24 protein-coding genes are annotated in these 24,476 nt (G+C 64.8%); 8 read left to right on the top strand and 16 right to left on the bottom strand.

Annotated features, from left to right (window positions below):
- Positions 1–276 precede the first annotated feature (276 nt).
- Entirely contained in the window at positions 277–441 is a 165-nt protein-coding gene (locus G8O24_RS20935) for a hypothetical protein (protein WP_188102587.1), read from the top strand.
- Between the two features lie 6 nt (positions 442–447).
- Here the strand turns inward: G8O24_RS20935 and G8O24_RS20930 are convergent, their stop codons facing one another.
- Complete coding sequence (locus G8O24_RS20930; RefSeq protein WP_188102585.1) at positions 448–1,128, bottom strand: GntR family transcriptional regulator; 681 nt, start codon at positions 1,126–1,128, stop codon at positions 448–450.
- 10 nt (positions 1,129–1,138) lie between these two features.
- Positions 1,139–2,551 carry an FAD-binding oxidoreductase gene (locus tag G8O24_RS20925; RefSeq protein ID WP_188102583.1) on the bottom strand — a complete coding sequence of 471 codons (1,413 nt, stop codon included), beginning with the start codon at positions 2,549–2,551 and terminating at the stop codon, positions 1,139–1,141.
- Between the two features lie 172 nt (positions 2,552–2,723).
- On the opposite strand from G8O24_RS20925, the gene G8O24_RS20920 reads away from it, so the two are divergent.
- The gene (locus G8O24_RS20920; RefSeq protein WP_188102580.1) at positions 2,724–3,608 is read left to right on the top strand and encodes a dihydrodipicolinate synthase family protein; all 885 of its coding nucleotides are present in this window, start codon (positions 2,724–2,726) and stop codon (positions 3,606–3,608) included.
- Here the strand turns inward: G8O24_RS20920 and G8O24_RS20915 are convergent.
- The 4 genes from G8O24_RS20915 to G8O24_RS20900 are packed head-to-tail and all read right to left on the bottom strand — an operon-like array spanning position 3,605 to position 6,229.
- Complete coding sequence (locus tag G8O24_RS20915; RefSeq protein WP_188102579.1) at positions 3,605–4,855, bottom strand: MFS transporter; 1,251 nt, start codon at positions 4,853–4,855, stop codon at positions 3,605–3,607. The genes G8O24_RS20920 and G8O24_RS20915 overlap by 4 nt on opposite strands.
- On the bottom strand, positions 4,852–5,172 hold the full coding sequence (locus G8O24_RS20910; RefSeq protein ID WP_188102577.1) for a hypothetical protein: 321 nt from the start codon (positions 5,170–5,172) through the stop codon (positions 4,852–4,854). The genes G8O24_RS20915 and G8O24_RS20910 overlap by 4 nt, the downstream gene beginning before the upstream one ends.
- On the bottom strand, positions 5,169–5,738 hold the full coding sequence (locus G8O24_RS20905) for an isochorismatase family protein (RefSeq protein WP_188102575.1): 570 nt from the start codon (positions 5,736–5,738) through the stop codon (positions 5,169–5,171). The genes G8O24_RS20910 and G8O24_RS20905 overlap by 4 nt, the downstream gene beginning before the upstream one ends.
- A 38-nt stretch (positions 5,739–5,776) precedes the next feature.
- On the bottom strand, positions 5,777–6,229 hold the full coding sequence (locus G8O24_RS20900) for a MarR family winged helix-turn-helix transcriptional regulator (protein ID WP_188102648.1): 453 nt from the start codon (positions 6,227–6,229) through the stop codon (positions 5,777–5,779).
- Positions 6,230–6,565: 336 nt separating this feature from the next.
- On the opposite strand from G8O24_RS20900, the gene G8O24_RS20895 reads away from it, so the two are divergent.
- Positions 6,566–8,887, top strand: coding sequence for a TonB-dependent siderophore receptor (locus tag G8O24_RS20895; protein ID WP_188102573.1), 2,322 nt, complete (start codon positions 6,566–6,568; stop codon positions 8,885–8,887).
- A gap of 35 nt (positions 8,888–8,922) precedes the next feature.
- Positions 8,923–10,182 carry a PepSY-associated TM helix domain-containing protein gene (locus G8O24_RS20890; RefSeq protein WP_188102571.1) on the top strand — a complete coding sequence of 420 codons (1,260 nt, stop codon included), beginning with the start codon at positions 8,923–8,925 and terminating at the stop codon, positions 10,180–10,182.
- Here G8O24_RS20890 and G8O24_RS20885 read toward each other — a convergent pair.
- A complete protein-coding gene (locus tag G8O24_RS20885) occupies positions 10,063–10,926 on the bottom strand; it encodes a LysR family transcriptional regulator (protein WP_188102569.1) in 864 nt (287 codons plus the stop codon). The genes G8O24_RS20890 and G8O24_RS20885 overlap by 120 nt on opposite strands.
- A 152-nt stretch (positions 10,927–11,078) precedes the next feature.
- Here G8O24_RS20885 and G8O24_RS20880 point away from each other — a divergent pair, with 152 nt between their 5' ends.
- The 4 genes from G8O24_RS20880 to G8O24_RS20865 all read left to right on the top strand — a co-directional run bounded on the left by G8O24_RS20880 (position 11,079) and on the right by G8O24_RS20865 (position 15,371).
- Positions 11,079–11,984, top strand: coding sequence for an alpha/beta fold hydrolase (locus tag G8O24_RS20880; protein ID WP_188102567.1), 906 nt, complete (start codon positions 11,079–11,081; stop codon positions 11,982–11,984).
- A 115-nt stretch (positions 11,985–12,099) separates the two neighbouring features.
- Entirely contained in the window at positions 12,100–12,276 is a 177-nt protein-coding gene (locus G8O24_RS20875) for a hypothetical protein (RefSeq protein ID WP_188102565.1), read from the top strand.
- A 556-nt stretch (positions 12,277–12,832) separates the two neighbouring features.
- Complete coding sequence (locus G8O24_RS20870) at positions 12,833–14,065, top strand: rhodanese-like domain-containing protein (protein WP_188102564.1); 1,233 nt, start codon at positions 12,833–12,835, stop codon at positions 14,063–14,065.
- 148 nt (positions 14,066–14,213) lie between these two features.
- Positions 14,214–15,371 (top strand): radical SAM protein, encoded by a 1,158-nt coding sequence (locus tag G8O24_RS20865; protein WP_188102562.1) that lies wholly within the window; start codon positions 14,214–14,216, stop codon positions 15,369–15,371.
- On the opposite strand, the gene G8O24_RS20860 is transcribed toward G8O24_RS20865, so the two are convergent.
- Genes G8O24_RS20860 through G8O24_RS20820 form a run of 9 tightly spaced genes read right to left on the bottom strand, consistent with a single transcriptional unit; the run spans position 15,368 to position 24,464 of the window.
- Entirely contained in the window at positions 15,368–16,246 is an 879-nt protein-coding gene (locus G8O24_RS20860) for an NAD-dependent epimerase/dehydratase family protein (protein WP_188102560.1), read from the bottom strand. The two genes, G8O24_RS20865 and G8O24_RS20860, sit on opposite strands and share 4 nt — an antisense overlap.
- Positions 16,247–16,255: 9 nt before the next feature.
- Positions 16,256–17,167, bottom strand: a complete 912-nt coding sequence (locus G8O24_RS20855) for a transketolase family protein (protein WP_188102558.1) — start codon at positions 17,165–17,167, stop codon at positions 16,256–16,258.
- The gene (locus tag G8O24_RS20850; RefSeq protein ID WP_188102557.1) at positions 17,164–18,009 is read right to left on the bottom strand and encodes a transketolase; all 846 of its coding nucleotides are present in this window, start codon (positions 18,007–18,009) and stop codon (positions 17,164–17,166) included. Before G8O24_RS20850 ends, G8O24_RS20855 begins: the two co-directional genes overlap by 4 nt.
- Positions 18,010–18,024: 15 nt before the next feature.
- Positions 18,025–18,681 carry a class I SAM-dependent methyltransferase gene (locus G8O24_RS20845; RefSeq protein WP_188102555.1) on the bottom strand — a complete coding sequence of 219 codons (657 nt, stop codon included), beginning with the start codon at positions 18,679–18,681 and terminating at the stop codon, positions 18,025–18,027.
- A gap of 19 nt (positions 18,682–18,700) precedes the next feature.
- On the bottom strand, positions 18,701–19,975 hold the full coding sequence (locus tag G8O24_RS20840; protein WP_188102553.1) for a nucleotide sugar dehydrogenase: 1,275 nt from the start codon (positions 19,973–19,975) through the stop codon (positions 18,701–18,703).
- Entirely contained in the window at positions 19,972–20,901 is a 930-nt protein-coding gene (locus G8O24_RS20835; RefSeq protein WP_188102551.1) for a Gfo/Idh/MocA family protein, read from the bottom strand. Before G8O24_RS20835 ends, G8O24_RS20840 begins: the two co-directional genes overlap by 4 nt.
- A gap of 7 nt (positions 20,902–20,908) precedes the next feature.
- Positions 20,909–22,468, bottom strand: a complete 1,560-nt coding sequence (locus tag G8O24_RS20830) for a PfkB family carbohydrate kinase (protein WP_188102549.1) — start codon at positions 22,466–22,468, stop codon at positions 20,909–20,911.
- Complete coding sequence (locus tag G8O24_RS20825) at positions 22,465–23,475, bottom strand: NAD-dependent epimerase/dehydratase family protein (RefSeq protein WP_188102546.1); 1,011 nt, start codon at positions 23,473–23,475, stop codon at positions 22,465–22,467. Before G8O24_RS20825 ends, G8O24_RS20830 begins: the two co-directional genes overlap by 4 nt.
- Positions 23,472–24,464: an NAD-dependent epimerase/dehydratase family protein gene (locus tag G8O24_RS20820; protein ID WP_188102544.1), complete on the bottom strand. Its 993-nt coding sequence runs from the start codon at positions 24,462–24,464 to the stop codon at positions 23,472–23,474. The genes G8O24_RS20825 and G8O24_RS20820 overlap by 4 nt, the downstream gene beginning before the upstream one ends.
- Between the last annotated feature and the right edge of the window lie 12 nt (positions 24,465–24,476).

Genomic DNA, 24,476 nt, shown 5'->3' with positions numbered 1-24,476 from the left:
CGGCACGACCGCCGGAGGTGCTCGCGTCCTTGAGCGGCTCGCGACAAGATGGACTTTGGCGGAATCGCGGCGCCTATGACCATCATCCGAAGCGTCGGCTATGCCTTGAGGCCACTCCCGCGGTTGATTGGCACGTCGTGCCACCCATGGACATGTTCATTCGCAGGAACCATCCGCCCTTTTGAACATTCTCACTTGAGGAACCAGCGCCAGCTCGCGCGCGCCCGTGTCCAGGATCCAGATTGCATCGAAATTTGCCTCGGGCGAGGGGGACTCGTGAGTACGGTCATAGAGAATTTGCTGTTGCGGAAGCAGAAGCTCGTCGAACAGCTCGAGAAGGCGCAGTCGGTCGAGGACCGCGACAAAATCGAGCATCAGCTCGAACAGATCAACACCGCGCTGGATTTTCTGGACAGGCCGGGACCAAGGGGCGGGGAATAGAACCGCTCACTTCACCGCCGGCGCTTCGACCTTCAGGGCTTTGGCGTAGACCACGCCCGAATTCATGATGTGCGTCGTCATCAGCACCTCGAACGCGGCGAACTCGCCGCGCGCGAACAGATCGAGCAGCTTGCGATGCTCGTCGAACGACGACCGGGTCCGCACGTCGATCGGGGAGGTGAGATTGGTGCGAAGCGCCGCGACCCGGCCCGAGACGAGCTGGTAGGATTCGGCGAGATAGCGATTGCCGCAATGTGCGAACATGCCTTCGTGAAAGGTTGCGTCGGCGCGGCCGTAGGCGATGTTGTCACGTGCCGCGACCGCCGGCTCCATTGCCGCGACCGCCGCGCTCATCGTCGCGATCGCGCGCTTGCGGTCGTGGCGAAAGGCAAGCTCGGCGGCCTTGGGCTCGAGCGCGATGCGGAAGGTGCACAGCGCGGTAATGTCCTCGTCGCTTGGAGTGAACACGAAGCTGCCGACCTGCGGCCTGATCACCACGAGCCCCTGCGCCTGCAGCTGGCCCATCGCCTCGCGCACCGGGGTGCGGCTGACGCCGAATGAATTGGCGACCATCTCCTCGGAGATGGCGGCGCCGAGCGCGAACTCGCCGTCGATGATCGCCTGCCGCAACCGCAGCATCACCCGCTGCGACAGCGATTTCGGCGCATCGAGCTTGAGCGATCGCATGTGGTGTCTCTCAGATCACCTTGCCGGGGTTGAGCAGATGATCGGGATCGAGCGCGGCCTTCAGCGTCCGCATCAAGGCGATCTCGGGCTCGCTGCGGGCGTGGCCAAGCCATTTCTTCTTCAGCGTGCCGATGCCGTGCTCGGCCGAGACGCTGCCGCCCAGCTCGCGCACGAGACCGTAGATGATCTCGTCCATTGCTTCCTTCGGCTGCTGCTCGACGGGAAGGCCTGTCACCCAGGAGACGAGGTGCAGATTGCCGTCGCCGATATGGCCGTAATAGACGCTCTCGCAGCCCTTGATACCGTCCGCGAGCGCCGCCTTGCAGCGGGTGGCGAACGCATCCATCCGCGCCACGGCAAGGCCGATGTCGTAGGAAATGTGCGGTCCCAGCACGTGGCCGAACTCGGCGCAGATGTCGCGCACGCGCCAGAAGGCCTGCGTCTGCGCCAGCGATTGCGCGACGGCGGCATCGACCAATAGCCCGCGCTCCATCAGCTCTTCCAGCCAGGCCTGGAAGCGCGGCGCATCGACGCTCTCGTCGGTGCCCTGCGCCTCGACCAGCACGTAGAGACCCCGGCCGGCGGCGACCGGCGGCTTGACGCCGGCGCGCGTGGTGATCACGTCCCAATAATCCGGCCACATCACCTCGAAGGCCGACAGCAGCGGACCGAGCCCGCTGCGTGCGGCGCCGAGCAACGCGACCACCGCGTCATAGTCCTGCAGCGCGCACAGCGCGGCCATGGTCGAGCGCGGCTTCGGGAACAGTTTCAGCACCACGCGGGTGATGATGCCGAGCGTGCCTTCCGAGCCAATGAAGAGGTGCTTCAGGTCGTAGCCGGCATTGTTCTTCATCAGCTTGTTGAGGCTGGTGATGATGGTGCCGTCGGGCAGCACCACTTCGAGGCCGAGCACCAGCTCGCGCGTCATGCCGTAGCGGATGACGCGGTTGCCGCCGGCATTGGTGGAGAGATTGCCGCCGATGGCGCAGGAGCCGCGCGAGCCGAGGTCGAGCGGAAAGAAGAAGCCGGCCTCGTCGGCGGCCTTCTGGATCGTCTCCAGCGGCGTGCCTGCTTTCACCGTCATCGTCATCGAGGCAGGGTCGATTTCCTCGATGCCGGTCATGCGCTCGAGCGAGATCGCGACCCAGCCGGCTTCCGGCGCGGCGCCGCGACAGAGGCCGGTCAGTCCGCCCTGCGGCACGAAGGGCAGACGCGCCTGACGGCAGGTCGCGATCGCCTCGGCGACGCCCTGCGCGTCGAGCGGGCGGATCACCGCCAGCGGCGTCTGCGGCAGGCTCGCGCTCCAGTCGTTGCCATTGCGCGCGGGCACGTCGCCGCCGGTCAGAACGGCCGCGCCGCCGAGCTTGGCGCGCAAGCCGGCGAGCAATGGGTCGGGATGTCCGACCGGCGTCACCATGTCCATGTGAGACCTCTTGCAGATCTGGCCGGGCGCCGAGGTTGATCCTCTCAGGCCGGGAATTGCATCGATCTAGTATGTAAGGTACAAGCTGGAAAAGTAAAGCAAAAACAGCCCCCGGCCGCCAAAAGATCTTTATGGATCAGTGGCTTATTCGGGCGCAACAGAGGGTGGTGCTATGATGGAGGCAATTCGCGGGTTTTGGGTGGCGTCGGCAACCCCGCTGGCGATGGACGGCAACGTGGATGCTGCCAAGCTTGCCGCCCACATCAAGAACCTGTTCGGCAAGAGCGTGGACGGTGTCGTCCTGTTCGGCACCACCGGCGAGGGGACCTCTTTCAACGTCACCGAGCGCGTCGCAACCGTCGAAGCGCTGCTCAAGGCCGGTGTGCCGGCGGAGCGCATCGGCATCGGCGGCGGCTTTCCTGCCATCAGCGACAGCACCGCGCTGACTCGCGCCGCGCTCGGCCTTGGCCTCCGTCACGTGCTGTATCTGCCGCCCTATTTCGACCGCAGCGTCACGCCTGCCGGTATCGAAGACGCGTTTGCGGCGATCATCGACGCCGTCTCCGACGATCGTCTGCGCGCGTATCTCTATCATATCCCGCAGATATCGGGCGTCGCGATTCCGACCACCGTCGCCGCAAGCCTGCGCAAGCGCTACGGCAAGGTGGTTGCCGGACTGAAAGATTCGAGCGGTGACTTCAAGCAGTTCCAGGCGTTCCGCGCCGCCGCACCCGAGCTTGCCATCACCGTCGGCAATGAAACGGACATCGCCCGCGCCATTGCCGGCGGCGGCGCCGGCACGATTTGCGGCATGGCGAATATCGCGCCGGAGCTGGTCAAGGCGATGATCGACGGCAAGGATGTCGAAGCGCGACTGCAGGCCGCGGTCGACATCGTGGTGAAATCACCATCCTTCCTTCCGACGCTGAAGGCCATTCTCGCCGCGCAGATCGGTGACGCCGCGTGGTTGCGCGTGCGGCCGCCGCTGCGCGCGTTGTCGGATGGCGCCGCGCTCAAGGCGAAGCTGGACGAGTTGACGAGCCCAGTGATCGCCTAGGCGCTCGCTTCGTCGTTGCGGCTGTCCGCGCTACGCGCCGGCATGGCCCGTATCGCGATGAGCGCGGCGGCAAAGCCGGCAGCCGCGCCCACGCCGAGCGCCCAGCGTGGACCCAGATTGTCCGCAACCCACCCGACGATCGGTGCGCCGATCGGCGTGCCACCAAGCGCGACGCCGAGACGCAGTGCCATCACGCGCCCCCGCATTCGCGGCTCGGTGGAGAGCTGCATCATGGCATTCGAGGTATTGGTGACCGTCAGTGCCGCGACGCCGATCAGCACAAGAGTGCCGGCAAACAGCCAGTAGCTCGGTGCCAGCGCTGCCAACGTGCATCCGGCGCCAAACGTTGCGGCCCCCAGCAGCAGCGAGATGAATTTCGGCTGCGCGCGCCCTGCGGCCAGCAACGCGCCCGAAATCGTTCCGACCGCCATTGTCGATGACAAAAGACCAAAGCCGCGGGCGTCGGTGTGGAAGACGCTGACCGCCATGGTCGAGATGAAGATCGGAAAGTTCAGCCCGAACGTGCCGATCAGGAACAGCATGATCATGATCGCCCTCAGATCGCCACGCGACCAGACGTAGCGAAATCCCTCGGTCATGCCGCCTTTGGTCCGGTGCGCCCGAGCATTTGGGCGAAGCTCCGAGGTGCGCAGCAAGGCGAGCGAACAGAGCACCGCAACGAAGGATGCGGCGTTGAGCAGGAAGGCCCAGCCGGTGCCGATCGAGGCGATGACGATTCCTGCCACCGCTGGCCCGATCATCCGCGCGGCGTTGAAGGACGTCGAGTTCAGCCCGATCGCGTTGGAGAGCTCGCCGTCGCCGACGAGTTCGGCCACGAATGTCTGTCGCACGGGAGCGTCAAAGGCTGCAGCGCAACCGAACAGAAACGCAAACACATAGACGTGCCAGAGCTGCACGAGGCCGCTGACGGTGAGGAGGCCGAGAACCAGCGCCAACGCGCCCATCGTCGCCTGGGTCGCGACCAGCAGTCGTCGCTGGTTGAAATGGTCTGCCGCAAAACCCGTCCACGGCATCAGAAGGAGCTGCGGTCCAAACTGCAGCGCCATCACCACGCCAACGGCCGATGCATTGTGCCGTGTGAGCTCGGTGAGAACGAGCCAGTCCTGCGCGGCGCGCTGCATCCAGGTTCCGGTGTTGGACACCAGCGCGCCTGCGGCCCAGACCCGGTAATTGTAGTTCCGCAGGGAGCGAAATGTGCCCGCGGCCGCCACGCTCACGAACCTCATGGCGTGTTGCCGCCGTGAAACCGGCCGAAGTGTCGCGCGCAAAACAGGCTGAGGAGCAGCGCGCCGAGACCGAGCGCGGTGACATCGCGTGTCTCCAGCAATGCAAACTCTCCGACGCGACAGACAAGGACATACCCGACGATGAGGTTGAAGAAGCCCCAGAGCACGTTGACCGTCGACGAGGACAATCCCTCTCCGCGCGGCCGCGCGAACGGGCTTTGGAACGGCTCGCCACGCAGGCCACTGACGAGATGAGGAACGGCGTTCGCCAGAAAAGCACCGCCAAAGAAATAGGAAACCAAATCAAGCCAGTTCATGCCTGCGCGCTCCGTGTTGCCAGCAATTCAATGATCGCTTGCGTCGAGCCGCTCTCGCCGAGCCGCGGAAAGACGTTTGCGATGCTGTAGTCGTGAGCCTCGGTGCGCGGATCCGTCATGGCGTCGGTAACAAGGGTGACATTGAAGCCCGCCTCATAGGCCTGGCGCGCGGTGGATTCGACACCGGTGCCGGTAGCGACGCCGGCGATGACGACCTGCGTAACGCCACGTTGGCGCAGTTGGCTCTCGAGGTCGGTGCTGGCGAATGCACCCCAGGTCCGCTTGGTCACGGTGATATCGCTTGGCTGTGGATCGAGTTCCGGAATGAGATCGGTCCAGCCGTCGGGGAAGGGACCTCCAAGGCGCGGCCGTTCGGTGCGGCCCGGCGCGCCGCCGGCGACATTGACCAGCACGACCGGCAGGCGATGCCGCCGAAACGCTGCCGCTAGCGTGCCGGCGCGCGCGACGACATCTTCGATGGGATGGACAGATGGGAGACCGACGATGCCGCGTTGCAGGTCGACGATGACGAGCGCGGTGATCGGATCGAGCGATGTGAGGGCCATGATGGTTTCCTTCCAGTCGACGTAAGTTCGGCTGCGCGTTAGTCGTCGACAAGCCGCTTCAGCAATTCAACTGCGGCGGCGAGTTCATCCTGTTCCCGCGCCGACAGTCGCGCCGAAATGGTGCGGGAGAGCCAGTCCTGCCGAGCGGCGCGACCGACACGGATCCATTCGCGGCATGCTTTGGTCAGCGACAGGATGGTCTGGCGGCCGTCCCCCGGATCGGGCGCGCCACTGACCAGTCCTGCGGCCAGAAGGGCGGCGACCGCGGCGCTCATCGATTGCGGGCGCATCTTCTCCGATCGCGCCAGGCTCGACACCGTGGCAGGCCCATCCTTCTCCAGGCGCAGCAGGATCGACACCTGGGACGGCGTCAAATCATCTGGGCCGGCCTGCTCGCGAAGTCGACGTTTCAGTTTTCCGACCAGCGAACGGAGGTCTTCCGCGAGCGCGCCAGCGCGCGCGGACGGGCGTTGGTCCGACGAATTGATCATGATGGAATGAATGACATATATAAAGGTAACCTGTAAAGAAAAACTGTACAGTTTAACTGAACAAAAAGATGTGAGCGCAAGATATCGCGGTATCATCGGCTGAGTGGTCAGCATCGACGATGGGCGTGTGTGCTCATTTTATTCATCTTCCAACCGCGCCCCCTCAGGTGCTTGCTGACGTAGGCACCGCACCGTCGGGCGCGCATGATCGTGCGATCGCGCTGGTCTTAGAACGATTCAACACTAGAGCGATTCAAGCTGTCGCCGTGTTCTCTTCGTTCGTCGCGGCTGCTAGATGCCGCAGCATCAATGCTGTGACTTGGAAGTGAATCGAAAGTGCGTGCCTCTGTGGGTGGCCAGCGCGTCAGCGGTCATCGAATTCGCGCCGGCAAGAGCCGCGCAGGTCTTCTCATCGGAGCAGCCGTGCTGCTCGCCGAATACGCCTCCAGCACCACTCACGCGCAGGCGCAAACGGCACTGCCGCCGGTGAATGTGGATGCGCCGACGCAGCGGCCAAAGCAGGCGCGCGCATCGGAGCAGCCTCAAAGCCGCGCGCAGGCTGCGCGGCGTAACGCAACCGCAGCTCCGCCATCGGCGCCGACACCGTCCGAGCGCGCCGCAGCGGAGGCCGCCGCACAACAGGGCGCCAAGCTCGGCTATCGTGCGATGCCGAGCGCGACCACGCTGCGCTCGGGCGCGTCGCCGCTCGACACCTCGCAATCCGTCAATGTCGTGCCCGCGCAGGTCCTCAAGGACCAGCTGCCGCGCAACATCGACGACGCGCTGGTCAACATCAGCGGCATCACCCAGACCAACACGCTCGCAGGCACCCAGGACGCGGTGATTCGCCGCGGCTTTGGCGACAACCGCGACGGCTCGATCATGCGCAACGGCATGCCGCTGGTGCAGGGACGCAGCCTGAACGCGGCCGTCGACAGTGTCGAGGTGCTGAAGGGACCTGCCTCGTTGCTCTACGGCATCATGGATCCCGGCGGAATCGTCAACACGATCAGCAAGCGTCCAGAGCTCTACCAGCACGGCTCGGTCACGCTGCTTGGATCGACCTACGCGAACAACCGCAACGGAGCCGACGGCACCCTCGACGTCACCGGTCCGATCGGCGACGGCGGTCTCGCCTATCGTTTCATCGGCTACGGTGTCAGCGAGGATTACTGGCGCAATTTCGGCCGCCACCGCGAAATGCTGGTGAACCCGTCGCTCGCCTGGTACGGCGAGACCACGACGGTGCAGCTCACCTACGAGCACCGCGAATTCATCTATCCATTCGACCGCGGCACGGCCTTCGTCAACGGAGCCCCGCTGGCAATCCCGAAGACGCGCCGGCTCGACGAGCCCTTCAACAACATGTGGGGCACGTCCGACCTGGTGCAGGGCTCGGTCGAGCAGCGGCTCAATGACAGCTGGAAGGTCACGGCGGCCTACAGCTACAACACCGAGACCTACAGCGCCAACCAGCTCCGCATCACCGGCGTCAACGCCAAGACCGGCGTCGAGACCCGCAGCAATGACGGCACCCAGAACTCGCTGAGCAACGCCAGCTACGGCACGTCCTACATGCAAGGCGACGTCTGGGTCGGCGGCTTCCGCAACGAGATCCTGTTCGGTGGCGAGGCGCTGTACCGCACCATCGATCGCCGCGACCTGATCCGTCAGGCGACGGCGAGCTTCAATTTCTATGACCCGGTCTACGGGCTGGTCACGCCGGGCACGACCGTCTCGGCTGTCGATAGCGAGCAGACCGACAAGCTCGGCACCCGCGGCTTCTTCGCCCAGGACACGTTCCATCTGACCAACTGGCTGTCCGTGGTCGGCGGCGTGCGCTGGATGCAATACGAGCAGCTCGCGGGAAAAGGCCGGCCTCTGTTCGTCACCAACACCAATCTGGCCGGCGACAAGGTGCTGCCGCTCGGCGGCGTCATCGTCAAGCTGAGCGACGAACTTTCCTATTACGTGAGCTATACGCAGTCGCTGAAGCCGACCTCGACCATCGCGGCGTTCACCAGCGGCTTTGTCGTCGATTCCACGATCGCGCCCGAAGAGGGAACTCAGTGGGAGACCGGCCTGAAGTTCGACGTCAACAAGCGGCTATCGGGCACCTTGGCCGTCTACGATATCCAGAAGAAGAACGTGCTGGTGCTGGACGATCTCGGCAACGGGAGGTCGACTGGGCGCGCTTCCGGCGCGGCGCGGTCGCGAGGTGTCGAACTGGACGTCACCGGCAGGTTGACGGACGATTGGAGCATGATCGGCAGCTACGGCTATACCGACGCGCGCCTGATCAACGATCCTGTCGTCGGCAACGCAAAGCTACTGAACGCTGCGATGAACACGGCGTCGCTCTATCTCGTCTATGATTTTGGCGACCGGCTGCCGGGACGCCTGCGGCTTGGCGGCGGCGCGCACTATGTCGGTGACCGGCCGGGCGACTCCGCCAATACGTTCTTCCTGCCGGCCTACACCGTTGCCGACGTCTTCGCGACCTACGACACCAAAATCGACAAGGTGCCGGTGTCCTATCAATTCAACGTCAAGAACCTGTTCGACAAGGTCTACTACACCTCCACCACCGGGAGCGCCCTGAACGTCGCGATGGGCGACGGCCGACGCATCTCGCTGTCGGCAACGGTGAAGTTCTAGCCATGGCGATACGACTGGGCGAGAAAGCCCCGCCGATGCATAAACGCGGGCCCACAATCAAGGCCGCTCTGCTCCAGGTCCATTCCATCATCGGCCTCGCGTTCGCGCTGCTGCTCTCGCTGATCGCGCTGACCGGCGCGATCATGAGCTTCGAGGACGAAATCGTCGATCACCTGAACGCCGGCATCAAGCAGGTCGCGCCGCGAGCGGTTCCGGCGCTGCTGCCGGACGAACTGGTGTCGCGGCTGAAAACCGTGCCTGATTCCGGCAACGTCGCGGCCATCACGCTGTCAAAAGATCCGTCGTTCGCCGTGCACATTCGCTTCGTGCGTGACGGGCAGGGCGTGCGGCCGTCCTCGGTCTATGTCGATCCCTATGATGGCCATGTGCTTGGCGTTCCGCGCGGCGAGGATTTCTTTGCAACCGTGCGCCGGCTGCATCGCTGGCTGCTGATCCCCGGCGATGGCAGAGGCTGGGGGCGCCAGATCACCGGCATTGCGGCGCTCGGCCTCATCGTGATGCTGGTCTCGGGCCTCGTGCTGCGCTGGCCGCGTCGCGCCGGTAGCATGAAGATGTGGCTGAAGCCAAATTTCGGGCTTCGTGGCCGTGGCTTGCATCGTTCGCTGCACGCGGTTGTCGGCACCTGGGTGCTGCCGATCTATCTGGTGATGACGCTGACCGGGCTCTGGTACTCGTTCGATTGGTACAAGGACGGCGTCATCTGGCTGCTGTCGCGTCCGCATGTCGTGGCGGCGAAGATGCTGCCGAAGCAGCATCACCCAGCCGAGCTTCCCGGAGCGGCGCAGAATGTCGGCTTCGACCGCGCCTGGTCGACCCTCCAGCGCGAGGAGAGCGGCGACTTCGTCAGAGCGCAGTTGACGCTGCCGGCGGGTGCCGGCACGGTGATGCGGATCCGGTCGTGGCGGAAGGATTCCACGCTCGAAAGTATGCGCGATGAGTTCCGCATCGACGCCGTCACGGGTCAACTGGTCTCCGCGGAGCGTTATGCCGACAAGACGCTCGGCGAGAAAGCCATTGCAGGCGTGCTCGACATCCACCGCGGTGCGGTGCTGGGCTGGCCCGGCAAGCTTGCATTCATGATCGCTGCAGCATTGATGCCGCTATTCGCGATCACGGGTGTGCTCCTTTACCTGTCGCGCCGCAAGCTGCGGCCGTCACGCCAGCGCGCAGCGCTCGGCGATGATGCCGCCGATCGCACGAGCGAACGGCAGGTTGCAGCCCCGGGCGATGCCGAGGGTGAGCTCGACGGCATTGAGCTGCGGCAAGTCCACTAGATCGGCCGCGTGGCGCAGAGATTTGCGCTCGCCCAGCCGGACTGGCAGGGCGGCATAGCCGAGGCCGGCCTCGACGGCGCCGACCAGCGCAGAGAGGCTGCGCGCTTCGCAGGCGATGGTCCATTCCCGCCCGACGAGACGCAGGCTGCGCAATGCTTCGCCGCGATAGGCGCAGCCTTCCGCAAAGGCCACCAACGGAACGGCATTGCCGTCGCGGCGCGACGCCGGCGCCTTGCCGAACCAGGCCATCGGTTCGAAAGCGATCGCGGCGTCGTCTGCGTTCGAAGGCGCGCGCTTGTAGAAGGCGAGATCGAGCCGGCCGTGATCGAGGTCCTCAGCGAGCCGCGCCGAGAGGTCGGTGCGCACCGACAGCTGTGCCTTGGGAAAGCGTGAGCGGATCTCGCCGAAGGCCGAGGCGAAATCGCGCTCGAGGAAATCCGCGGGAACACCAAGCCTGATCCGCCGCTCCGAAGCCGGCTGCCGCATCGCTGCGACCGCCCGCTCGTTAAGTGCGATCATCTCCCGCGCATGTGCAACCAATTCCGCGCCCTTCAAGGTCGGCCCGAGCACGTGGCCCCGCGCGCGCTCCAGCAGGGGGTGGCCGACCACGGCTTCGAGCCGGGCAATCTGAAGGCTGATCGCGGATTGTGATCGTCCCAGCTGCTCCGCCGCGCGCGAAAAGCTCTTCAACGCCACGATGGCGACCAGCGCGCGAAGCGTATCAATATCGAGGGTCGTCGGCATGGTGAGGCTCCGAACGGTGCCGCCGCGTCCGTCTCGGCGGCCAGAATGAGATTTATCGATCAAGCCATTGCAGAAATCAATTTCTCCCCTGCGGGGCTGCGCGCTATCAGGCAGGCAGCGCCAGCCGCCAATCGGGGCGCGGGGGGAAACATATGCAACGCCGCACCGTTCTGAAGGGCTTTGGATTGACCGCTACCGCCGCCGTCGCCACCACGCCGACATTCGCGCAGAGTGGCGGCAGCGGCGTGAGCGCATCGCCATATCCCTGGCCGTCAGCGCAATTGGCGACCGCCGGCCGGCTCGGCCACTGCCGACTCGGCAATGGCCCCGCGGTCTGCGTGGTGTTGCACGAATGGCTCGGCGATCACGTCAATTGGGAGCCGGTGCTGCCTTATCTCGATCCGGCGCGCACCACGATCGTGTTCATGGATCTGCGCGGGTATGGCTGGTCGCGTGGCATGAGCGGCAGCTACTCGCTGGACGAGGCGGCCGCCGACGTGCTGCGCACCGCCGACGAACTCGCCATCACGCGCTTTCATCTTATCGGTCACTCGATGTCCGGTCTCGTCGCGCAAAAGATCGCGCTCCAGGCCGGCGACCGCATCCGCGGCGTGACGCTGTTCTCGCCGGTGCCGCCCACCGGTTTCCGCGCCGACGAAGCCGCCTTGAAGGCGCTCAATGCCGTCATCGACGCGGACGAGGCGGCGGGGCGCGCGATCACGGCCCGCACCTCCAGCCGTTACGGCGCCGGATGGTTGCGCCGCAAGCTCGCCATCGCGCGGGAAGCCTCGACGGTCGAGGCCAAGCGGGGTTATCTCACCATGTTCACGACGTCGGCCATCACGGGCGAGACGCACGGGCTGGGTGCGACCATGCATGTCGTGACCGGCGCGCTGGATATCCCGTTTTATCGCGGCGAGCCGCTGCGGAACGCCTTTGCGCTCGCCTATCCCCGGGTGACGTTCGAGGTCATCGACGATGCCGGGCATTATTCCATGCTGGAAACCCCGGTGCGGGTCGCCGGCATCATCGAGAAGCAATTGGCCGCTGCGGGTTGAGGCGCGACATTCAAAAAGATCCTCCGCCATGCGAGCGGATTCGTGGGGGAGGCCCGGCATGGCGGAGGGCTGAAATGTTCGTCAGACATTATAATTTGCGCCGAGCTTCGCCCGGTTGGCGGAATATATCGTCGTCACGGTACCTGTGGTGCCCGCAACATTACAGGTCTTGGTATTGAAACTCACGTCGTTGGACTCGGCGAACACCGATGGTGAGCTGCAGGTCGCGGCGCTGTGGTTCTTCGCGCGTCCAGGGGCAGCTGTAAATGCCCGCAAGATCAACCGGCATTGAGAATCCCCAACGGTACCGGTTGCCGTGTCGCTTCGAACCTCACCCTGGCGATCCGGTACAAAATCTGGATGCATCAGGGAGATGATGATGTCGCCAAACCGACGCTTGCTGACATGCACATTCTGCGTTGCTGTGATTCTCGGCCCGTTCGAGACGCCCGTCCGTGCGGATGCGGTCTGCAAGGAGCCGAAAATGGGGTCGAACGAGGCCCCGATGCTCTCGCCGCCAACATCGAATGTGGTAACCGGAGCGGGGCGGCTGCAATTCTATTCGGCGCCGGAGCCCGGCTGCCCGATGAAAGGGATCTTCGTCATCCCCCGAGATGAGTTGATCGCCTACGCCCGAACCGGCAATGGCTGGTCGTCGGTGATGTACATGAATCCGAGAACGACGGACAGCGTATCCGGCTGGGTGAGGTCGGAACGACTGAGGCAAACCGGGACCGTTGGGCCGAAGCAATGACGGTCTGCGTCCGGAGCGGCTAGCCAACGCTGCGGCAATGGTCCAAAAGCGTCCAGATCGATCGGCGCCACCGGGCTTTCAAGGCAGCTTTCCTATGACCATTCCCAGCGTAACTCCGACCGATATCCGCCGCGCGCTGCTGCTGCGCGAGGAGATCGCGCTGCTCGATCTCAGGTTTGAGGCAGCCTTCGCCACCGGACACCCTTTGTTCGCGGCCAATATGGCCGTGGACCGGATCGCGATCGAGGCCGTGGTGCGGCTGCCGCGCAAGGACGTGCCAATCGTGCTCTATGATGATGGCGAGGGGTTGGTCGCTGATGGCGCCGAGCGCCTTGCCGCGCTGGGCTACACCAATGTCCGCGCGCTCGACGGCGGGCTGAAAGCTTGGCGCTCGGCGGGCTATGAGGTGTTCGAGGACGTCAACTCGTATTCCAAGGCCTTTGGCGAGCTGGTCGAGGCGCGCCGTCACACGCCGTCGTTGAGTGCCGATGAAGTGGCAAAGCTGATTGCCGACAAAGCCAAGATCGCCATTCTCGACGTCCGCCGCTTCGACGAATATGCGACCATGAACATTCCGGGCTCGGTCAGCGTGCCTGGTGCCGAGCTCGTGCTGCGGGCCGGGCAGGCCGCACCCGATCCTGACACCACTATCATCGTCAATTGCGCCGGCCGCACCCGCTCGATCATCGGCACCCAGTCGCTGATCAATGCCGGCGTGCCCAACAAGGTGCGGGCGCTGCGCAACGGCACGATCGGCTGGACGCTGGCGCGGCATTCGCTCAACCATGGCGCCGATCAGCGCGGCGCGATCGGGTCGTTCGAAGGCGGCCCAGCCAATGCCCGCGATGTTGCCTATCGCGCCGGCGTCCGTCATATCGGTGCTATCGAGATGTCGGCACTGGCCGCTGAGACCAGCCGCACGCTCTATCGCTTCGACGTGCGTGACGCAGAGGAATATGCGGCCGGTCATCTCCCGGGCTTCCGTCACTATCCGGGCGGTCAGCTCGTCCAGGAGACCGATATGGCCGCACCGGTGCGCGGCGCGCGCATCCTGTTGACCGACGACAAGGGCGTGCGCGCCGATATGACGGCCTCGTGGCTCGCGCAGATGGGCTGGGAGGTCTATGTGTTCGAAGGCGGCTATGCCGGCACGCTCGAGGTCGGGCCGCCGCAGGTCCTGCCCAAGCCGGATCCGGCGCATCGCTATCGCCGCCCCTACGAGGGAACCGACGTCGCCGAGCGCGCGATGCAGGCCTATCTCGACTGGGAATACGGCCTGGTCGACCAGCTCCGCCGTGACGGCACCCACGGGTTCTATGTGATCTGAACGCGGCGGCGCCGATCCACCGGAGTTTTACGGAGCGATCGGGCCGGGCCTTGCCACGTTGCGCGAATGATGGTCGATTTTAACCCGAATCAGTTTTGCGTTCTGCTCAGACACCCCGGATCCCGGGATCCCGCCGCGACGGACGCAAATGGCCCACGACGTCGATACGATCGAACGACCAGCCCCGACACAAGGTGCTGCCGCCAGCACCGTTTTCCTGCGCAACCTGCCGGCGCCGGAGCCTTCGATGGGTTCGGCCGCCTACGCAGCCCAGCGTGAGCGCGCCCTTGCCTTCGATCCGCGCCGCCGCGCCAATTACGAAAAATATCTGCGCGCGCGGACTGATCGCAGGATCGTCGACTACCTGCCGATCAAGCTCGATATCGAGAATGTCAGCCGCTGCAATTTTCGCTGCACCATGTGTCAGGTCAGCGACTGGCACAAAGGCCAGCGGGCCAGCGACATGCCGCTCGAGAGCTTCAAGGCACTGCTCGACCAGCAATACGGCCTGATCGAGATCAAGCTCCAGGGCATGGGCGAGCCGCTGATGCAGGGCGATGCCTATCTCGCCATGCTCCGCCATGCGCGCGAGCGCGAGATCTGGGTGCGCACCACCACCAATGCCTCGCTGCTGCATCTGCGGGAGAACTACCGCCGGCTGATCGACGCCGATCCGAACGAGGTGCAGATTTCGATCGACGGCGCGGACGAAGCGACGTTCGAGAGCATCCGGCGTGGATCGGTGTTTTCGCGCGTCATCGCCAATTGCAAGCTGATCAACGCCTATTCCCGCGAGCGCGGTGTCGACCGCACCAAGATGTGGGTGGTGGTCCAGCAGTCCAACCGGCACCAGCTGCCTGAATTCGTCGAGCTTGCCGCCGAAGCCGGCTTCACCAGCCTTGCCTTCTCGCTCGACCTCACCAATTGGGGCCAGGACAAATGGGGCGAGGCGCTCCGCGACATCGTCGCGGAGAACGCCTTTACCGAAGAGCTTTGCGAGCGGTTGATGGCACGCGGCCGCGAGCTCGGCGTGCGCGTGGCGTTCTGGAACGTCACCGACAAATACAGCTGGCGCAAGACCGACAAGCTCTGCCCATGGCCGTTCGAGCGGCTCTACGTCTCCTCCGACATGCGCGCCGTTCCCTGCTGCACCATCGCCAACCCCGAGGTCGTGGACTTCGGCAACGCCGAGGATCTCGTCGCGCTCTGGCACGGCGAGGCCTACGAGACCTTTCGCAAGGAGCACCGCGAGGGTCGCATCCCCGAAGTGTGCAAGGGCTGCTATCGCGAGGATGATCGCGCCTAGCCCTTGATCTCACGGCCATAGCGATCAATCATCGCGCCGATCTCCGATGGCTGGTAGTCGTAGCGCGCGATGGCGTGCGCGCTCGAGAGCGTGAATGATGTGTTGGTCGGGGCGATCTCTTCGATCTTGGCGGACACGCCGAGCGCCAGTGCAAGGCGGTCGATGATTTCGCGTACCGTCAGCGATCCGGCGGCGCCGAGAACTGCCGCGCCAAAGCCACCCGAGGGCTCGCGGGACAGCAAGGTTTGGATCAGTGCGGCGATGTCATCGATATGAGCTGCGTTGTTGTAGGGCCGGTCGAGATGAAATGCACGTATCGGTTTGCCGGCCCGCAGCCGCGACGCCACGCCTGAAAGCCAATTCCGATGCGCGCCTGGGCCAACGATTCCCGGCAGGCGCAATGCCAGCGTGGAAAATTCGGCCGGGAGCTCGGCGAGCCGCTGCTCGACGATGAGCTTCGTTGCGCCATAGGCGTCGGGATCACGTACCGGCGTGGCCTCGTCGACGACGTCCTGCGCGATGCGGCCATAATAGGAGAGCGACGAGAAGAAGACGAAGCGGCTGGTGCGCCAGCGCCGGGCCGCCTCGATCAACGCGAAACTTGCACCGATGTTGTCACGCACGAGCGTTGCGACGTCGACGCCCGGGGCGGGCGATGTCGCCGCGGTGTGCACGATGGCGTCGAACGGCCCGGCAAGCTGGCCCGCATCGGCCAGATCGGTCCGGATCAGCTCCAGCCGCCTGACGTCTCGCAAGGATGATAGAAAATCCGTGTCGCGGCGATGAGTGCCGACGACATCATGGCCGGCGCTCGCCAGCCGTCGCGCCACTGCGCAGCCCGAGAAGCCGGAGACGCCGGTCACGAGCACGCGCATCGTTCGACCTCAGCCGATCGTGGCCAGGATCCGCTCGGGCGACAGGCCGTGCGCCGCGAGCAGATCATTGGTCGAGCCGTAATTGTGGATGAAGGCATCCTGCAGGGTGAACGTATCGAGCCGGCAGGTGGCGCGGACGTCCCAGGCAATCTGCTTCACCTGCGAGGCAAGGCCGCCCTGCGGCGCGTGTTCCTCGATGACGACGACGTGGCGGTGCTGTTGCAGGGCGGAACTGATGCCCTCACGATCGAGCGGTTTGAGCGTATGGGCCGAGACCAGCGAAACCGAGCGCCCCTGCGCCGTAAGCTTGTCGGCAATTTCCACCGCCATCGCCGTAATCACGCCATAGGTGAGGATGCAGACGTCGCTGCCGCGTCGCAGATAGCGCAGCTTGCCGAATTGCCAGGGCTCCGCGTCCGCGGTCAGCACGGGCTCGCCAGCCTTGCCGATGCGCAAATACACCGGCCCGTTCTTCTGCCGCGCGCACCAGCGCGTGGCCTCGATGCATTCGAGGGGATCGCAGGGCGCGAGCACCTGCATGTTGGGCAGCGCCGAGGCAATCGCGATGTCCTCCTGGGTGTGATGCGTGCCGCCCAAGGTCGAATAGATCACGCCTGCGCCCATGCCGACCACGGTGACCGGCAGGTTCTGGTAGCAGAGATCGTCGCGGATCATCTCGAACGGACGGTAGAGGCTGAAGGTCGCGATCGTGTAGGCGAAGGGCTGGCAGCCCTTCAGCGCGAGACCGGCGGCGATGCCGATCATGGTCTGCTCGGCGACGCCGACATTGATGAAACGTTCAGGATATTCGCTGGAGAACTTTGCCATGCTGCCGGCCGGCGAGATGTCGGCGACGACAATGTAGACCTCGGGATTGGCGGTCGCCTCAGCGTACAGCGTCTCGGAAAAAGTGTTTCTCACGCCTGTGTCTCCAACTCGCGGATCGCCTGGGCATACTCGTCCTTGTTCGGCGCGCGATAGTGCCAGATCGGTGCGTTTTCCATGTAGCTGACGCCCTTGCCTTTGGTGGTGCGCGCCACCACCATCAGCGGCCGGTCGCCCTTGCGTGTCGTCACCGCGTGGAAGATCGCCGCGGAATCGTGGCCGTTGATCTCAGCCGTCTCCCAGCCGAACGCCTCGAACTTCGCGGCCAGCGGATACAGCGAGGGATGGGTCTCGGAGGTGCGCCCGAGGCTCTGAAAATCGTTGTTGTCGATGAAGGCGACGATGTTGGTCAGCTTCAGCGAGGACGCCATCAGCACGGCCTCCCAGGTTGATCCCTCCTGGGTCTCGCCGTCGCTGAGCACGGTGTAGATCATGCCGTCACGGCGCCTGCCGCGCTCGGCGAGGGCCATGCCCACCACCATCGACAGGCCGTGGCCGAGCGAGCCGGTCGAGGCCTCGATGCCGGGATTGCCATAATCCGGATGCACGCCGAGGCGGCCGTGCGGCGTGCAATAGGCGTCGAGATCGGCCCGCGAGAGCACGCCGAGTTCCTCCAGCACGACATACTGGATCATGCAGCCGTGGCCCTTCGACATCAGGAACGTGTCGGGCGAGGACAGTCCTGGCTTGCGCATCAGCTCATTGTAGATGCCGTCGACGATCTCGGTGCAGGAGAACGCGCCGCCGATATGCAGCGCCGAGACGCGCTGCGAGATGTCGAGGATACGCCGGCGGTAGCGCTGGCAGCGCGCTCGCGCCGCCTTTGCATCGAAGCTGGCTTGAGTAAAGCTCGCTTGGGTGAAGCTGGCTTGGGTCATGACAGCGTCCTCGTCCTACTCGATGATCGTCCAGAAATAGTCGCCGGTATAGCCGGCTTCGCCAAACAGCGCGATCCAGCCTTCGGGATAGTCGTGGAAGCGGGCGGTGAGCACCCACTCCTCGAAGACAGCCTTCTGCTCCGGCGTGCGATAGGAATCGACCTGCACGAAGGCGCGGCCGCCCGAGACGCGCTGGATTTCCTTCAGCGCCTGGATACAGCCGGCGCGGTCGAGATTGTGAATGGTGTTGAGCGAGGTCGCGCAGGCGAAGCTGTTGTCAGGGAACGGCAGCTCCAGCGCGTTGCCGAGATGCAGGCGGCCGATCGTCTCAGGCTCGCAATGCATCAGGGCATAGCGGGAGATGTCGAGACCGAAAGCCTCGAGTCCCGGACAGGCAATCATGAAATCCTTGACCAGAAAGCCCTTGGCGCAGCCGACATCGAGCACGCGATCGCCCGGTTTTAGGGAGAAGTGCTCAATGAAGTCCCGCGCCACCGGCACCCAGCGTCCGTCATAGCGATAGCCGCCATAGCCATATTCGCGCGGTCCGTCGAAATAGGTCTCGCCATATTCGCGGGAGATGCGGATGTGCTCCTCGGTCTTGGCGGTGGCGCGCGCCGAGAGATTGCGCTTGCCGCGCGGCAGTTTGGAGAGGAGGTCCACTTCAGCCATTGGCATCATCCAGTTCGGGTCACGACGCTCGTGCGCCGAGCGTGCGGTAATCAAGCCCGGCCATGCGCGCGGCCGCTGCGTCGAGCACGCGGTAGGGATCGAGAACCAGCCGCCCGCGCATGAGGCGCGCCAGATCGGCGGGGGCGAGCGCGCGGAACTCAGGCCAGGGGGTCATGATCGCGAGCGCATCGACATCGCGCGCGGCGTCGAGCGCGCTCGAAGCGGCCGTCACATTCGGATGCTGTGCAGCGGAAGCAGGCACGGCCGGGTCGAAGGCACGCACCGGCCATGCGGCGAGCTGCGCGATCAGGGCCAGTGCGGCCGAATTCTTCACCGAATGCGTGTTTTCCTTGTAGGCGAGACCGAGCACGCCGATGCGGGCTTGCGGCGCTGTCGCCAGCAAGGCCTCGTCCAGCTCGCGATGCGCCCAATCCTTGCGATGGACGCTGTTGGCGACGATGGCGCGGATCATGCCGGAATCGGTGCCGTGCTGGTCCGACAGCCGCATCACGGTGGCGAGATCGCGCTCGATATTGCCGCCGGCGAGACCCAGCCCGGGCGCGAGATAGGCATAGGGGCCGATGCGCCCATCGAGCTTCAATGCCGGCGCGATCTCCGACCAATCGGCGCCGACGCGCTCGCAGAGTTCAGCGAGCGTATTGGCGGTGGTAACGGACGCCGCCAGCGCGCAATTGATGGAGATCTTTGCAAGCTCGGCGCTCTCCAGCCGCATCGGCAGCAGAGGGCAGCCGAAGGATTCGAGAAAGCTCTGCCAGGCGGACGGCAATGGCGCCTCCGGATCGAGGCAGCCTAGAATGAAGCGCTCGGGCTTCGTGGCGCGCTCGACCGCGCGGCCGAACACCAGCGTTTCGACCTGATAGAGAATGGTGCGGCCGGGACGCTGTCGGGCCCGGGTAAAGCCCGGCGGCACTTGGCTCAGAATGACGATCGTGGCATCGTCGCGCGTGTTGGCGAGCACGAGGTCGAGCAGGGCTCCGATGCTGCCGAGATCGCTGACGCCGGTGCTATCGGTCGGGACGTCCGGAGCGACATAGACGAGGTCGCATGCGCGCATCGCCGCCGCGTCTGCGGAGAAGCTGATGCGGCCGCGGTGCGCACGCAAGAGATCATCGAGCCCGGGCTCCCGCACCGGCAATTCGCCTGCGGCGACGCGGCCGACCAGGTGCGCATCGGCATCGAAGCCGAGTGTCGCAAAACCCTGGGCGGCGGCGGCGACCGCCGAGCAGAGGCCGAGATGCGTCATGCCGGCATAGGCGATGCGGAGCAGGGTCATGCAGCCCTCCCCGCTCGAATCTCATCGCCGAGCCGCATCAGCGCGCGATGCAGCCAGATGTCATTGGCGAGATCGGTCGCCGCGCGCACTTCGCAGAGCTGCTTGAAGTGCGCGTATTCCAGCGCCCAGGTCGGATCGTCCTGCACCAGGACCTGGCTCTCCTCCGGCGGACGGCCGCTCGGCAGCACGCGGGTGCGGTGAATGAAGCTGCTCGGGCCCCATTTGCACAGCGATTCGATATGAGCCGAGCCATGCTCGGCGAAGATGTCGCAGGTGAAATGATTGCGCCACGACAACAGGGTCATCTCGAGTTCGATCTGCGGGCGCCCCTCGGCGGCGATCACCACGTGGTCAGGTGCGCGGTTCTCGAACCTTTCAGCCGAGACGATGCGGAAGGTATCGGCGACATCACCGAACCAGAACCGCACGGTGTCGAGCAGATGCGAGCCGAGATCGCCGAGCACGCCGTCGCCGCTGTCGCGCCAGACCGAGTTGCGCACCAGCCGCGCGGTGCCGTTGCCATAGAACATGCGGCAGCGATAGACCGAACCAAGCCGGCCGGATTGCAGCAGCGCGCGCATCCGCACGAAATGCGGCTCAAATCGATGATTGTAGGCGGTGAGGCACAGGGCGCCTGTCCGTCGGGCCAGGGCTTCCAGCGCGCGAAGTTCGTCACCGTTGGCGGCAAATAGCGGCTTCTCCACCAGCACATGCTTGCCGCGCTCGAGCAGATAGCGCAGCAGCTCGATCTTGGGGGCATCAGGCGTGCAGACGATGGCCGCATCGAAGCTGTCGGCAGGAACGTCTTCGAGGCGTCGCCAGTTGGCCTCCGGCGTGACGGGGTCGACGATCCCGACCGCGTCTTCGCCCGCGACCCTGAAGCGCTTGTGGCCCTGGACGCCGTACCCGACGACGATGACTTTCATCGCGACCTCAGCGGTACTGCGCCTGCCGCTCGAGACGGTCGATCTTGTCGAGAATGTCGTTCGGCTCGGTCGGGACATTGCCCTGATGCTCGCAGGCGACCGCGGCGGAGAGCGAGCCGAGCACGGCGGCCACGACGGCGTTGCCGGTGAGGTACATCGCCGGTGCGGCATAGGCGAGCAGGGCGTCGCCCGAGCCGACGGCATCGACGACGTTATCGGCAAAGCTGTCGACGGCGAAGAAGGAGCGGACATCCTCGTCGCCCTTCGGCTCACCGCGGAAGGCCATCAGGCCGCGCGGACCGAGCTTGAGCAGCAGCGTCTTGCAGTGCGCCTGGCGGTACAGTTCGGTGCCGAGCGGCCGCACCACCGAATCCTGGTCGCCCAGCGCGAACCGCGCCTCACGCTCGTTTGGCGTGATCAGATCGAACCCCTGGAATTCGAGGATGTTGCCCCAGCGGCTCGCCACCTGCGAATCCGCGACCCGGAACGCGGTCTTCGGGATCGCCTTGACCAGATGCGGAATGGTCTCGCGGTTGAAGATGCCGTGCCGAAAATCCGTGAACACGACGATGTCGGCCGGCACCGACGCGATGCGATCGATCAGGGTGCGCAGAATGCGCTCCGGGATCGGCCGGTTGTCGACGCGGTCGACCTTGAGCAGATGATGTCCGGCGGCGACGATGACGTCCTTGTTGGTCGTCGGCCGGTTCGGATCGATCACGGCGTGGAAATCAATGTCGGTCGTACCAAGATCCTGCTTGACGAATTCTGCGGTCGCATCATCGCCGAGCACGGTGGAGAAAGTCACGCGCGTGCCGGCGCTGGCGAGATGTTTCGCGACGATGCCCGCACCGCCGACGAAATCCTGCTTCTCCTCGAAGCGCACGCTCATGGTCGGCGTCTTGGTGCCTCCGCCGATCACGGCGCAGCGGGTGTAGGTGTCGACGATGGTGTCGCCGATCACGTGGACGCGCAGATCATGGAAACGGTCGAGCACGCCGCGCAGGCTGTCGAAATCGAGGTGCTCGGCATAGAGCAGCGTCAGGAGCTTCTCGGTCGCGATCGAGGGCGGCGCCGTCTCGATGATGTGCGAGGACGAGAACACGATGTCGCCGGGCGTGAAGATCAGCTCGCCGCCATAGGCCTCGACGGCCTCCTTCTCCTCGGCGGTGCGCGGATGCAGCCCTGCGGCGGTGTATTCGTAACCCTTGGCGAAGATGTCGGGCTCGATCAGGCGGATGTTGTCGATCGGCGTCGGCTTCGGATCGATCATCACGTAATCGACCGCCTCGAGCGCGGCGAGGTTGAAGGCGCGGAGCTCCTGCGGCACGAAGGGGCGGAAGTTCGCCTTCAGGATATGCGCGTCGGCGGTCAGGCTCGCGATCAGGATGTCGCCCTTGCTCTTGGCGTAGAGCAGATGCCGGACATGGCCGGGATGCACGACATCGAATGTACCGTGGCACATGATGACCTTGCGGGCGCGCGGACGGCGGCCGATCAGCGCGGCGATTTCGGCCGCGCTCTTCAGCTTATGGCTCACCATACGATGCGTCGCATCGTCCATCATGCCGGCGCTCCCTTGGTCGCCAGGGCGTTGAACCATGCCGACGTCGCCGCGGCAATGGTCTCCGGGTTCCAGAGCGGCGCATCGCGCCAATACTCGATCTCGGCGAGGATACGGCGAACCCCTTCCTCGAAGGACACCTTCGGCTCCCAACCGAGCTCGCGGCGGATTTTTGCGATATCCGCAAAGGTGCAATCCGGCTCGCCCGGACGCTTGGGAATATGGATCACGGGGCCGCCAAGCAGGGCCACCAGATGGTTGACGGATTGCGGATTGCCGGCGCCGAGGTTCCAGATTTCGCCGGCGAGCTCGGTTTCACTGGCGCGCAAGAACGCGTCGGCAACGTCGCTGGCATAGACGAAATCGCGCGTCTGGGTGCCGTCGCCGACCACCGTGAAGGCCTTGCCGGCCAGCTTCTGCCGCAGGAACACGCCAAACACCGCGCCATAGGCTCCCGACGTCCGCGAGCGCGTGCCATAGGCGTTGAAGATGCGGATGACGTTGACCGGGAGCTTGTACACGGCGTGCCAGTGCAGCACTGCCTGCTCACCCTGGTATTTGCTCAGCGCGTAGGGATATTGCGGCGAGATCGGATGGTCTTCGCGGGTCGGCGTCGCGGCCAGCCCGTAGCAGGAGGACGACGCCGCATAGACGAGCTTACGCACCTTGGCCTGTCGGGCGCATTCCAGCACCTGCGCCGTGCCCTGCACGTTCACCGACATGTAGTCGAGCGGGGACTCGATCGAGGGCACGATGTCGCCGATGCCGGCGAAGTGGAACACGCCGGTGACGTCGCGGAACAGCGCGCCGCCCGGCTTAAGATCGCGAATGTCGCCACGCTCGAAGGCGAGATCCGGATTTTTGGCATGAGCGGCGAGGTTGGCCTCACGGCCACCGACGAGATTGTCGATCACGCGCACCCGGTAACCCCGCGCCAGCAACAGCTCGACCATGTGGCTGCCGATGAAGCCGGCACCACCTGTCACCAGTGCGGTCGGACGCGCGCTCATCTGGCCCCGAGCTTCTTCATGGTGCGGACGTTGTAGTACCAGTCGTCGTCAAAGCTGTGCGGCAGCAGGTGGTTGACGAAGGCGCGGGTGAGATCACGCATCGCGTCCTCGATCGTCCGCGCAGGCGCGTAACCGAGCACGCGACGGATCTTGTCGGAATTGACGTGGTAGGACCGATTGTCGTCCGACGGTGTGGTGACGATGCCGATGTCCCGGCTGCCCTTCGCCTCGACGACGGATTTCACCATGCTGGCGAGATCGGCGATCGAGTGGTTCTCGAAGCCGATATTGAAGGTCTCGCCGTGGATCTTGTCGTGCGGCGCCGTCAGCATCAGCCTGTAGGCGTCGACCATGTCCTCGATATGGAGGTTGGGCCGCATCTGCTTGCCGCCGAACACGGTGATGACGCCCTTGTTCACGGCGTGGTTGGTCAGGATGTTGACGGAAAGGTCGAGCCGCGTGCGCGGGCTGTAGCCGCAGATCGTCGCCGGGCGCACCGTCACACAGGTGAAGTCGTCAGCCTTATGCTTCCACAGCAATGGCTCGCACATGCCCTTGAACTTGTTATAGAGCGTCAGCGGCACCAGCGGATGCTCTTCAGTCACGTCAGGCGCCTCGCTGACACCATAGACCGAACTGGTCGAGCAATAGACGAAGCGCTTCACGCCTTGCTTGCGCGCCGCGACCACCAGCGGCTCGAAACAGTCGTAATTGATGGTCTTTGAGAGGTTCTCGTCGAGCTCGAAACTTGCATCATTGGAGATGCAGGCGAGATGCAGCACGGCATCCTGGCCCTTGAGATACGTAGCAAGCTTGGCGGTGTCGCGAATGTCGCCCTTGATGACGCGCAGGTTCGGATGGTTCGGCAGCCGGCAGCCGAAGAACAGGAGATCGTAGACGGTGACGTTGTAGCCGTCGGCGAGCAGGCGCGGGACCAGGACATGGCCGACATATCCGGCACCGCCTGTGACGAGGACGTTCTTGAACATTGCAATCCGGTG

This window comes from Bradyrhizobium campsiandrae (genome assembly GCF_014529705.1).
GTDB lineage: Bacteria > Pseudomonadota > Alphaproteobacteria > Rhizobiales > Xanthobacteraceae > Bradyrhizobium > Bradyrhizobium campsiandrae.
Note: the sequence above shows the minus strand (reverse complement) of the source record. Positions and strands in the feature narration are given on the sequence as shown.